The organism is Pirellulales bacterium (assembly GCA_033762255.1).
Lineage (GTDB): Bacteria > Planctomycetota > Planctomycetia > Pirellulales > JALHPA01 > JANRLT01.
Genome location: JANRLT010000022.1, coordinates 69,594 through 81,828, shown reverse-complemented (window position 1 = coordinate 81,828; position 12,235 = coordinate 69,594). Strand labels below are relative to the sequence as shown.

At 54.3% G+C, this 12,235-nt stretch carries 11 protein-coding genes; 5 read left to right on the top strand and 6 right to left on the bottom strand.

What is annotated here, in order from left to right; all coding sequences use genetic code 11:
* Window positions 1–192 precede the first annotated feature (192 nt).
* The 4 genes from SFX18_07190 (at window position 193) to SFX18_07175 (ending at window position 2,545) form a co-directional block, all read left to right on the top strand.
* Window positions 193–558, top strand: coding sequence for an STAS domain-containing protein (locus tag SFX18_07190; protein MDX1962919.1), 366 nt, complete (start codon window positions 193–195; stop codon window positions 556–558).
* 132 nt (window positions 559–690) lie between these two features.
* Entirely contained in the window at window positions 691–1,134 is a 444-nt protein-coding gene (locus SFX18_07185; protein ID MDX1962918.1) for an ATP-binding protein, read from the top strand.
* 194 nt (window positions 1,135–1,328) lie between these two features.
* The gene (locus SFX18_07180) at window positions 1,329–2,117 is read left to right on the top strand and encodes a DUF4339 domain-containing protein (protein ID MDX1962917.1); all 789 of its coding nucleotides are present in this window, start codon (window positions 1,329–1,331) and stop codon (window positions 2,115–2,117) included.
* 215 nt (window positions 2,118–2,332) lie between these two features.
* Entirely contained in the window at window positions 2,333–2,545 is a 213-nt protein-coding gene (locus tag SFX18_07175; protein ID MDX1962916.1) for a hypothetical protein, read from the top strand.
* A gap of 7 nt (window positions 2,546–2,552) precedes the next feature.
* Here SFX18_07175 and SFX18_07170 read toward each other — a convergent pair whose 3' ends face one another.
* On the bottom strand, window positions 2,553–3,146 hold the full coding sequence (locus SFX18_07170) for a gluconolactonase (GenBank protein ID MDX1962915.1): 594 nt from the start codon (window positions 3,144–3,146) through the stop codon (window positions 2,553–2,555).
* A 204-nt stretch (window positions 3,147–3,350) separates the two neighbouring features.
* Window positions 3,351–5,273 carry a sigma 54-interacting transcriptional regulator gene (locus SFX18_07165; protein ID MDX1962914.1) on the bottom strand — a complete coding sequence of 641 codons (1,923 nt, stop codon included), beginning with the start codon at window positions 5,271–5,273 and terminating at the stop codon, window positions 3,351–3,353.
* Between the two features lie 166 nt (window positions 5,274–5,439).
* On the opposite strand from SFX18_07165, the gene SFX18_07160 reads away from it, so the two are divergent.
* Entirely contained in the window at window positions 5,440–6,267 is an 828-nt protein-coding gene (locus SFX18_07160; GenBank protein MDX1962913.1) for a sirohydrochlorin chelatase, read from the top strand.
* 117 nt (window positions 6,268–6,384) lie between these two features.
* On the opposite strand, the gene SFX18_07155 is transcribed toward SFX18_07160, so the two are convergent.
* The 4 genes from SFX18_07155 to SFX18_07140 form a co-directional block, all read right to left on the bottom strand.
* On the bottom strand, window positions 6,385–6,924 hold the full coding sequence (locus SFX18_07155) for a hypothetical protein (GenBank protein MDX1962912.1): 540 nt from the start codon (window positions 6,922–6,924) through the stop codon (window positions 6,385–6,387).
* 218 nt (window positions 6,925–7,142) lie between these two features.
* On the bottom strand, window positions 7,143–8,456 hold the full coding sequence (locus tag SFX18_07150) for a citrate synthase (protein ID MDX1962911.1): 1,314 nt from the start codon (window positions 8,454–8,456) through the stop codon (window positions 7,143–7,145).
* A gap of 162 nt (window positions 8,457–8,618) precedes the next feature.
* Window positions 8,619–9,083, bottom strand: a complete 465-nt coding sequence (locus tag SFX18_07145; GenBank protein ID MDX1962910.1) for a RidA family protein — start codon at window positions 9,081–9,083, stop codon at window positions 8,619–8,621.
* Window positions 9,084–9,132: 49 nt separating this feature from the next.
* Window positions 9,133–12,060, bottom strand: a complete 2,928-nt coding sequence (locus SFX18_07140) for a hypothetical protein (protein ID MDX1962909.1) — start codon at window positions 12,058–12,060, stop codon at window positions 9,133–9,135.
* Window positions 12,061–12,235 lie beyond the last annotated feature (175 nt).

The following is a 12,235-nucleotide window of genomic DNA, read 5'->3' as shown; positions in this document are numbered from 1 at the left end:
CTAATTTCAGGTTGCCAAAATTACCCTCCGCGCGGGATATTGTAGTTTTACAACCAACAGCGGGGTTTAACCGTCCGTCGGTAGTCTTCCGGGCGGCCGACTAAACTTGACACCCGCTATTCAACGTTTAAGATGGGAATTTGCGTGCCGATTGACGGTTTACGCTTTATTCTTTTCAGGAGTTTGTGATCGATGGCAGCGTACCGGCATATCACCGTGCATCCGCATGAAGAAGTCACCGTGGTCCGTTTTTTGGACCGCAAAATTTTGGACGAATTAAATATCCAAGAATTAGGCCAGGAATTATTTCATCTGGTGGAACAAGAAAAAAAGACCAAGTTGGTTTTGAACTTTTTCAATGTGGAGTTTCTATCCTCCGCCGCCCTGGGCAAATTGATCACGCTGGAACGGAAAATCAAGGCAAATTCCGGCAAGATCAAGCTGAGCAACATTCGCACTGAAATCCTGGAAGTCTTTGCCATTACCAAGCTTAACAAGCTGTTCGACATCAAGGATGACGAAGCCGAGGCCGTCACCGCCATGAAGGCGGGCAAGTAGCCGCCGCCCAACGACTCTCGCCTATTCATTATGTTTGCTTGATTTGGGTGGCTGGTTCAGCCGCTTAAAACGAATACCTGCCGATATTTTTTTTGACTTGGTCCCCACACGCTTCACGCAGAGATTGGCATCATGGCGGCGGATTCCACCCATACTTGGACGACCGACCTGGTCATTCCCAGCCAACGGGGAGCCGGCAAGCAATTTTTAACTGATTTACTCGACCATTTGCACGCTTACCACTGGCCCGAGCCGGACATCTTTGGCATTCATTTGTCAGTGGAAGAAGCCGTGGTCAACGCGATTAAACATGGCAATCGACTGGACCCCGACAAAACCGTGGAAATCCATTGCCAGCTTAACGCCCATCGGCTGTGGATAAAAATTATCGATCAGGGCTGCGGGTTTGATCCCGCCGCCGTTCCGGACTGCACGGCTGATGAAAACCTGGAAGTCCCCAGCGGCCGGGGAATTTTATTAATGAAAAGTTTCATGAACCGTGTGGAATACAGCCCGACGGGCAATAGCGTGATCATGGAAAAAACCCGCGCCATGGCCAACCACGTATCTTCATAAGCTGGCCCAGGTGGCTTTGACCCCCGACAGTCGGTCCACCTAGCTCTGGTCCAGCGACTGGCGTAAAATTAGTAAATTCGGCAAAACCCGACCCGGAAATACTGACTTTTGAAAGGTCTCCGGGCTAAAACTGCCCCCTCTCTGTCCGCCGCCAATTAGTCTAGCTAATACCTGCTTTTTTATACGGTAAAATCATGGGTATTCGCTTTCGCTGTCCCCAAGGCCACAAAATCCACGTCAAAAGTTGGATGGCGGGCAAGCGCGGACTTTGCCCCACCTGCCAGGAAAAAATCGAAATCCCCGCCCAAAGCACGGCGGAGTTTTTAGCCGCGGATTCTGATCCGGCCCTGGTGGCCCAAAATCCGGCTGCCACCACTCCCGCACAACCCCAAGTTTCCCTGGCTCCCCACCCTAGCCAGGAAATACCGCAAACGGCCGTTCCTGCCATGCCCGCCATTGTGCATGACCCCCTGGCGGAAAATCCGCAGGCCCAATGGTATGTGCGGCACGCCACAGGCCAGCAGTTTGGGCCGGCCCTAGGGACGTTATTGGTAAAATGGCTGCAAGAGGGGCGTATTCCGCCCGATGCCTTATTATGGCGCGAAGGCTGGAACGAATGGCAGGCGGCTCCGCGGGTCTTTCCGCAATTAGCGACGCGATTCCCCCCCGCCGCGATCAGCCAGCCCGCCGCGCCCGCTCCGTACGCCGTCGGAACCCCAGCCGCGCCCGTCATCACAGGGCAGCCGCAGGCCCATCCGTTGGATTTTGATGCCGGCGGTAGGACGGGGGGAGGCTCTCCGGTGGTATACCGCCGCCGTGATAATTCCCAGACGGTGCTGATCGTTTCGCTCTTATTGCTGCTGTTGATTGCAATTTTGGGGGGGATCTTTGCCTATGTGATCTCCAATCCCCCGACCGACGAAAATAGCCTGTGGCGGCCAAAAGGCTCCGTGGCCCCGCGCACTGACACGCGGGCCATTTAGCAAAGGAAGAAGCCCCGCTACGATGAAGTTGCCTGTTAGGCATGTCCACGGAAATTACAGCCGTAACAACCGTTATAGTTTGACCCTGGCAGGCAAATAAACTGGCCTGGAGGGTTTGGCAAATTTGCCCGGTGGACCCGGCGCGGATAAGGTTTTATTAACAGCGCGGCCGATTCTTAACGCTTGTTGATCGTTACTCTAACAGGAAGACACCCATGCGCGGGCTGATTGGCGGAATGATTTTGGGGTTGGGATTATTCTTGGCGAATCTACAGGGGGATAACGCCAAAGCCGAGCAAACAAGCGTGATTACGCCCGGCGGCCAGGCGGTGGTTGTGCATGACCGACTGGCCCCCGTTATCTTGCACCGGATATCCCCGCCGTTCCGGGGCGTGCATCAATATGCCCGGGGACGCCGCGCCCGCTAAGATATCCTTAATTGCCTACAACCTTGAGGGTTTCGAGCATTTTGGCAAAGCCCGGTTCGCCGGCGGCGACGGTTTTTGCGGGACCGTAAAATTTGATAAAGTAATTGCCCAATTTGGGAGCGATAATGATCGCGCCCAACATGCGGTAGTCCTCGCGCGGCACGGTTTTACCACCGGCAAATGGTCCTGCGGGGGAATCCATATAAGTGCCGGAAATGTCGACCACGTGCACTTCCATCTCGGCAATGGTTTTTTTCTCTACCTTGGCTTTTTCCTTGGTTGCGGAACCATCGGGCTGTTGAAATTGATTAATCCAGCGGTCGATATTGGCCTGGACTTCGCCTCCGGCTCCCATGATGGTGATCCGCCCATCAATCGTCTCCCCTTCGGCGGCGGGTTGGGCAAATTCATGCTCGATGATGTTGCTTTTGGGTTTTTTGCGGACCCAGTCAGCCGGCGCGACCAGGGCCAACTGCCCATCCGCCAGAGCGATGGTTTCCCCTTTTTTTTCGGGGGCGGGCTGATCCTCGGCGGTCAGTGGCGCACAGGTAAAAATGCACAAGATGGCAAATAAAATCTGGAAATGAAGTGGACGCGGCATTGTTGGGCCTCGATAAAAATTAAGTGTAACATTCCTGGCAGTTGGCAGTCGCAATACAGCCAATGGGCTCAGCCGTATTTTAGACCTGTAGTCTGTGAAAAGCCAGTCTAGGAAAGCTAGAACGACAGCGTCAGGACAAATACATGGTAAAAAAACAGATTCTGCTGTGGATAGGCCTGGATGAAACCCGGGGAAAGGTCGCCGCTACATCTCCGCTGGCAGTTTGCCCCGGTCGATGCCGTATTCATCCAGTTTGCGATACAGTGTGGCCCGGCTAACGCCCAACAACTTGGCCGCTTCGTGGACGCTTCCCGCAGAGCGTTTCACCGCTTCGCTGATCAGTTTTTTTTCCCAGTAATCCAGTCGCAGGGTTTCCAGTTCCACCTCCGCGCCGCTATCCCGCAACCCCAGATCGTCCACCTCAATAAAGGGGCCTCCCGCCAGAACAACCGCGCTATCGATGACGTTGCGTAGCTGGCGGACATTGCCCGGCCAATGGTAATGCAAGAGTTTATTGCGAGCTGCTTGGGAGAGGGTCAATCCGGGCCGTCCGTGCTGCTGTTTAAAGTGTTGCAAAAAATGATCCAGCAGCAGTTCGAGATCCGAACCACGCTCGCGCAGGGGGGGGATGATCACCTCAAACACGCTGAGGCGATAAAACAAATCCTCGCGAAATTTTTTCTCGCGGACATAAGTTTGTAAGTCGCGATTGGTCGCCGCGATCACGCGCACATCGACGGTGACTTGTTTATTTCCGCCGACGGGCAAAAACGGGTGCCCTTCGAGGATTCGCAAGAGCTTGGCCTGTCCCTCGAGCGTCAGTTCGCCGACCTCGTCCAAAAAGAGCGTGCCGGAGTCCGCTTGTTGAAAATATCCCGGATGGTCACGGTCCGCCCCGGTAAAGGCCCCCGCCTTGTGCCCAAATAGCTGGCTTTCCATTAGCTCGGCGGGAATCGCCGCGCAATTGACCGACAACATGGGCCGGTCCGCGCGGGGACTGACGCGGTGTATCGCCCGCGCGACAAGCTCCTTCCCCGCGCCGCTTTCGCCGCGGATCAGCACGCAGCCGCTGGCGCGGCTGAGTCGGGCGATGCGTTCCTTCATTTCCCGTATGCGGGGACTATTGCCTATCAGTTCGTCCACGCCGGCGTTTTTGGCAATGATCCGGCGATAGTCGTTGGCCAGCGTGGATTGCTGCCGCGCCCGCACCAACGCGACCGCCGCGATATTTGAAAGGGAAATGCAAAAATCAAAATCATGCTGCTGAAATCGCCCCCGGTCCATGTAGGCCTGGATCGCCCCCACCACCGTGCGAAAGCTGACCAATGGCACGCACAGGGCGTCGGCAAAGTGCGCCAAGTGCCGCGCGCTTTTTGGGGCTTGCTGCTTATTGATCCAGACCGCGTGCCCTTGCTTGCTAATCAATTCCGAGAGCGACTCCGACAGTTTGAGCTGGGTGGGATTTCCCTCGGGCAGCATCAATTTGGGCTTGAGCCGCCCCTCGTCATCCAACCACAAAAACGCCACATAGCTGGCGCGGGTTTGGTCGCGCAAGAGATCCAGGCTGACGCGAATCACCTCGTCCGGCTGGTCGCAGCCCAGCAGTTTAATGCTAAGCTGATAAAGTAGCAGCAGTTGTTGCGCCTGATGAATGTCGCGCAAACCCGCTAGCGCCATTTGCACGGTTTCGCTGGGGAGGGCGCTATTTTCGGTCGCCAGACCCGCCAGCGGCAGGTCCTTTACGATGGTGTGTTGGTATTCCGGCTCTTGGGAATCCAAAACCGTCAGCGGCTCAGGCGCGATCTCAAACAGCAGTTCCACATTGCCAATGCGCAGGGTCTGCCCGGGATTGAGCGCGGCGGTGTCAATTTTTTGACCGTTAAGATACGTCCCGTTGCGGCTTTGCTGGTCAAATACCTTCCATTGTCCATCCACTTTTTTGATCAGCGCGTGGACGCGGGAACTAAGCGGGTCGTTGAGCATGACATGGCAGTCCATCCCCCGGCCCACGCTGTTTTCCAGCGCCGGATCCAGCAAATGCCGCGATCCCGATTGGGCCCCGTTCGCAAACGTCAAGTAGGCGAATTCTCCCGCGACAAAGGTTTGCAGAATATCATCGGTGGCCACGACAGTCGGCTCCCACTACGGCCATAATTTTCTAAGTTAGTTCCATCCCGCTCCCCACGCGCCTGCGCTATTGTAGAATAAACCGCGGGCGGCTCCTAGCATGCTTTTGTTTTTCCCCGCCAGTTTAGGGCCCGCGCGCCCGCTAAGTATTCCCTCTTCCGCCCCCATGACCATAACCGCCGCATCCCCACCCGCGCCTCATCAACAGGGCATCTTACTGATCGGCCATGGGACCCGCGACCCGGCGGGCTTGGCCGAATTTGAGCAATTGGCGCGTTTAGTCCAGCAAACCCGTCCGGATATTCCCTGCGCACATTGCTGGTTGGAGCTGGCCAAACCGGACATTCCCGCCGGAATTCAGCTGTTAGTGGAACGGGGAGTCCGGCAAATCTTGGCCGCTCCCTTGTTGTTGTTTGCCGCAGGCCATGCCAAAGCAGACATTCCCACGGCCCTAACGGCCGCGTTGCGGGAGTTTCCCGACGTCACAGCGCGGCAAATTCCCCCCCTGGGCCTGCATCCGAGTATATTGGCACTTTCCGCCACACGGTTAGTTGATGCGGTTCAGATTGGCAGCATCACCACGGAATTATCGGCAAAGGAGAACTCCTGGCGGCAATCTAGCCAGGTTGGAGAGCGTTTTTTGCTCATGATCGGCCGAGGTGCTAAAGACCCCGCCGCCACGGCGACCATGCGCGAATTTGCCGCGCGGCGGGCCAGCGAGAGCGGTGTGGGTCGCCTCCTGACGTGCTTTTTGGCCGTGCAGCGGCCCCAACTGTGGGCGGGTCTGGAAATGGCCGCACAATCCCTCGCACGCGTTATTCTGGTGCAACCGCATTTATTGTTCCAGGGGCTACTCATGACGGAAATTGCCGCATCGGTGGCGGAGTATGCTCGCAATTATCCACAAAAACATTGGTATTTGGCGGATCACCTGGGTCCGGCCAAAGAATTGGCGGCTGTTATTGTGGAATTGTGCGACCAAGTGGAGTTTTAAAGGGTGTTAAATCACTCCGAAATGATTATTCTATGCAAGTTTAGTTTTCCACTCAGCCATGGAGCAAGATGGGGGTATTACGTTAGGTTGGCATGACAACGAAATTGGACACTTGCCTTACCGCCAAAATTGCCACCACTTTTTATCTCCTCGCTTGAGCAGATAGCTTGCGCGCTCCACAACTTGGTGGGCCGATTTGCATTTAGCCAAGTTCCCTTTTACCATCAGGCCCTTGCCATAGATCAGGACATAGCTGTCCGGGATGTTGTTCACACCCAAACCCCAGCCATCAAACTCGCGTAAAGTTTCCGTGATGGCAATGAGCCAGTCGGCATTGAACGGATTGTCACCGTATAATTCGATGTAACAATACTGCTCATTATTGTATTGATCTTCGAGGAGATAATACATTGGGTTTTTGTCGCCATGCTCCCAAAAATTTTTGTCCTGCATTGCCATCAAATACACATCCTTTACATCCCATGCTATTTTTACAACTCCCAACGAGCCAGTCGGCCCAAACCTGCGGCATGTCTGAACGAGAGCGTTTCTGACAGTGTGATAAGTTTGCCAAGGAAGTTTGCCACCTGGATAATCGTTAGGAATACGATCTTGTGTAAACGGTTTAACTTTAAGTTTTTCTAAGCCTACTGCCACGAAAGACCTCCACTTTCACATGAGCTTTTGGAATACAAAGGAATTATACCGTTTTCAACTAATCACGACTAACGATATCAACTGAAAATGCCGTATATAACGGTTTCTGCATGCCAGTTATGCAGTATTTGATTGGGATTGAAATTAGTCCTGTTAAGCTTCATCTTTCACATCGCGGCTGACCTGTTTTTTCCACGTGAATCGCGTGGTACATTACCCTATGTTCGCTCCGCCAACGGGACAAAATCGCGTTGCACGGGGCCGATATAAATTTGTCGGGGCCGGCAGATTTTTTTGCTGGGGGAATTTTGCATCTCAATCCAATGCGCGATCCAACCTGGCAACCGTCCCATCGCAAACAGCACGGTAAACATTTGCACCGGAATTCCCATCGCCCGATAGATTACCCCGGAGTAAAAATCGACATTCGGGTAAAGCTTGCGCTCGATAAAGTACGGATCGGAGAGAGCCACCCCTTCCAGTTCCTGGGCGATATCAAAAATGGGATCGTGGATGTGCAACTTTTTGAGCAATCGGTCACACATCCGTTTGATAATGGTCGCGCGGGGGTCGTAATTTTTATAGACGCGATGCCCAAAACCCATCAGCCGAAAGCCAGTCTCTTTTTTCTTGGCCAGGTCAACATATTTTTTGACGTTGCCATGATCGGCGCGGATCATTTCCAGCATTTCCACGCAGGCCTGGTTAGCCCCGCCATGCAGCGGACCCCATAACGCGCAAATGCCGGCCGAGATCGACGCGAACAAGTTGGCGTCGCTGGAACCAACCATCCGCACGGTGGAGGTGCTGCAGTTTTGCTCGTGGTCGGCGTGCACGATTAAGAGCAGATTCAGAGCCTCGATAAAATCGGGGTCGACCTGATAAGGCTCGCTGGGAACGGCAAACATCATCTGCAAAAAGTTTTCGCAGTAGGACTTGTCATTTTGCGGATAGATAAAAGGCTGGCCGATCGACTTTTTATAACTATAGGCCGCGATGGTCGGCAGTTTGGCCATTAACCGATGAACCGAGACTTCCACCTGTTCGGGAATATGCGGGTCGAGCGAATCCTGATAAAACGTCGCCAGCGCTCCCACCACCGATCCCAAAATCGCCATGGGATGCGCGTCGCGGGGAAAGCCGTTATAAAACGACCGCATGTCCTCGTGCAGCATGGTATGCCGCTGCAATGCTTTTTTAAATTTAGTCAATTGCTCCGAGGTGGGAAGTTCCCCGTAGATCAACAAATAACTCACTTCCACAAAGTCGCATTTTTCGGCGAGGACCTCGATGGGGTAACCGCGGTACCGCAGCACCCCCGATTCCCCATCCAGATACGTGATCGCGCTGGTCGTCGCGCCGGTGTTGACGTACCCCTCGTCCAGGGTCACATAACCGGTTTGGGCCCGCAATTTGGAAATGTCGACGGCGGGTTCGTCTTCGGTCCCGACCAACGTGGGGAGTTCGATGACTTTGCCCCCCAGGGAGAGTTGGGCAACGGTGCGCGGTTTGACTTCGGTCGCTACGGTCATGGAATTTTCCGGAAGATATAAAACATCGAACAAAGTCGAGGGACGCCGCAGGGTACGGCTTTCCTAATGGCAGTTTAGCCGTTTCCCGCGCTTGCGACAATTTGCGCCCGGACGAAAATATTGCAACCGGGGCAAATTTATCTCGAATCGACAAAATAATCGCTAATCGGCGGCTTCGACAATCAATTCAATCTCCACCGCGCAATTGAGCGGCAAGGCCGCCACCCCAAACGCGCTGCGGGCTCCCACGCCCCCGTCTGGACCCCACAAATCCCGCAGTAATTCGCTACAACCGTTAATCACGGCTGGATGTTGCGTAAATTCCGGCGTGCAATTGACCAACCCCAGGGTTTTGACAATCCGGCGCACGCGATTCAAATCGCCCAGGTGGACTTGCAAACTGGTGAGGAGGGCTAAACCGGTCAATTTTGCCGCGGCGACCCCTTGCTCCACCGTCAAATCAGCGCCCAACCGCCCTGTCACTAGCGTCCCGTCCCCCTGAACAGGCAAATGTCCGCTGGTGTACAGCAGATTTCCCACCTGGACGACGGATTGATAGACCCCCTTGGCGGGCGTGGCGGGGGGGAGGGAAAGGCCCATTGCGGCTAATTTTTCTAAAATTGACATGTCATCCGGGAAACTTGGGTGGGGTAAACGAAGGGAGAGGGACGGGGTGCTACTTGGTCAGCACATCCAGGACACTGGTAAAGTCATCCGTCCAGCGGACGGGTATTTTTTCTTTATCCAGGGGACTGACATGGGAGCCGGCCTGTAACAACGTATCAATTAAATCGTTGTTTTTGCTTAACACCACCCAATTGGAAGCAATTTGAAATCCACCGCTGCTAGTAACATCCACTTTGACCGCCGACATTCCCGCTTCCTCGGCCAACGCCTTGCAGACTGGCTCTAAATCCAAATATCGATTGGAAATATGAATGGCCAAGGCCCCGTCGGGATGTAAATGCTGGAGATAGATCGCCAGGGCCTCGCTAGTGAGCAAGTGGGTGGGTATGGAATCCCCGCTAAAGGCATCCACCAACAACACGTCAAACTGCCGCAGTTTGCCTTCCTTGGCCTCCCGCTTGAGGGATAATCGGGCATCCCCCATCACCATTTCGATATTCGCCCCGGTCCGCCGGGCATTTTTTACAAATGTAAAATAAGGATCATCGCGAAAAGCGGATGTTTCATCGCCGGGATTTAGCAGGGCGATGGGGATCTCCGACAGATCCACCACCAACTGGTTGATTTCATAAAAGGTGAAATGCTTTTTTAATACTTCGAGCGGAGTCGCGGGGGGAGAGGTCTTATCATTGGCGGCATCTGGCCCGGACGCCGGTTGCGGCGAGGGGTTATCCTGCAGGGCGTATGCGGCCAAGGTTCCCGTCCCCAACCCCACGGCACCCACCCGCAGCGGCGGGGGAGGCGCGCCCCGCTCACCCACCGGGGTCTCATTATACTGGGTCACTTCCTGGCTTTTTTTGCGGTCATAATAAATGATAGACAACCCCGCGCCGCTATTGGGCGTGTAATATGTGGTTGCCTCTTTGGCGTTGAGTCCATTGTAATACTGTATTCCGTGGGTAATACGCCCATGCAGCAATTCGCGATTGTTCCAGTAGGGCCAATTGGGGTGAATGGATTCTTCAATTTTGAGGGTGCCATAAAAATTGCGTCCCGTCCAGGGAATGCGCTTATTCGACTCGCGTTTTTGTTCATCTGTGACATCCGGAACTTGATCGGTGGAGGGGGTTCCATCCGCCCGGGGGATTTGATCGGCCACGGCGGGAAGAGCGGGTGGATTAACCACATGGGGATGCTCTTTTTCGTATTTTTGCAGGGCAAATTCGTTTAAAATGTCAAAAAATTTGATGTAGGTCAGGCTATCTGAAAAGCCCAAACTGACAAAGATTAATCCCGCGACTGCCACTGCGGCAAAACGCGCGGGACGCCAAGCATCCCCCCGGGCAAATAATAGCGCCACGCAGGCCGCGGCATAAAAGGTCAAGATCGTCAACCAGAATAACCCTGTTTGATCCGTCAACACATGCCGGGCTTGTTGGGGATAAGCCGCGAGGTAGGCGGCTTCGGTCTTTTCATCCATCGGCAAAAGCGAATTTTGATACACAACCACCATGGCCAACAGGCAGATTGGTAAAATCATCCCGCATAATCGCCAGAAGTAGGCCGCGTAGGTTTCTTGATAGTCCAAAATGAGCGCGGCGGATAGCAATAAGGAAATAAAGATCCCTAACTGCCATTCGACGCTTTGGGTAAAAATCACCGGCGCCACCAGACTAACCATCACCCCCCCTAGGGCGCCGCCGATCGCGATCAGCATAAAATAGCCCGTCAAATGCCGGGGGGATGGTTTGAGTCGCGCTAATTCGCCGTGACACAACATAAACATCCCAAAAATTCCAGCCAAATGAAAAAACACCTGCCCTTGATAGTTGATGTTAATCGCCGAGGGAGGGTACTGGCCGATGAATTCCTTAAACGTTTGTTTGGGCGAGTCTTTCAGCGGCTTCCAATCGTTCGTTTTTTCATCTCGTTGTTCTAAATAACCAGCCTTAATCAAAAGATTTTGGGTCAGGGGCAGCGTCCCCCGGGTTAGAAAACCGCTCCCCACCATCTCATTGGTATCCAGGTCATTGGCCAGCATGGAAGTGCAAATAACCAGGCTAAAGAATGCCAGCAGGGCAAACGGCACTCGCTGATACCAGCGATCCGCGTCAAAGCAAATAATAAACGAAAGCAAATAAAGACTCAGGGGCAAAATCCACAAGAGTGGAATGGAAGCCACGTCCTGGCACAAATGATTCGTTAAGGAGATCAGTAAAAATGTTGCCAAGCCCGGCAACGCCACCCATAAGCAAACTTGGCGGGGTGTCGGATCGGACGGGGGAGCGGTGTCCGTGGAGAGTGGCTCTGGCGTGGAAAGCTCGGCGAGGGGGAGTTGGGCCAGGTCGGCGGAAGCCCGCTTTTCCGCGGCTTGCCAGGCGCTGACCGTGACAAAAGCGCACCCCACGGCAAACGCCACAAAGCCCCACGCCCAACTCGTGGTCAAAACACCCAGATCCAGATACCGCTCCATCACAAACGGAAACATCAACAACGACGCCAAGGAGCCGATATTGGAAAGCGAGTATAGCCGGTAGGTCCGGTGTCCGGGAAAGCACCGCGCGTACCAGCTTTGCAACAAAGGTCCCGTGGCCGAAAGCGCGAAATACGGCACCCCCACGTGCCGCAGCAACAGCCATAAAATCCGCTCAATCGGGGCATTGCCATCCGGCGGCTCCCAAGCTTCGCTGGGCCGAATGGGCAGCATGCAAACGCCAAACAATAACAGTCCCAGGTGAATCAGGGCTTGCTTGCGCGGCGCGCACCATTGCTGAAGATAATGCGCATAAGCATAGCCAAAACAAAGCATTACCTGAAAAAAGACCAAACAGGTCGCCCAGACGCCGGTCGAGCCGCCAAACCAGGGGAGAATCACTTTGGAGATGAGCGGCTGGACCAAAAAGAGCAAGAATGCGCTGACAAACGTGGTGAACGCAAACGCCAGCAGCAGTCCCACGTTTTGGTTTTTGGCCGTCATGCTCGACAGTTCCACTGCGACAACGAAGAATCCGATAACAAAGAAAGTCACCCGGCAGCGGGCAGCATCCGTTTTCCCCGCCTCCGCATTCCTCCCAGCATAACGCGCGGAGCGATTTTTTGGCTAGCGATCCTTGGCCCAAAAATATCCCCCGCATCGTTTGAAACGGGGTACC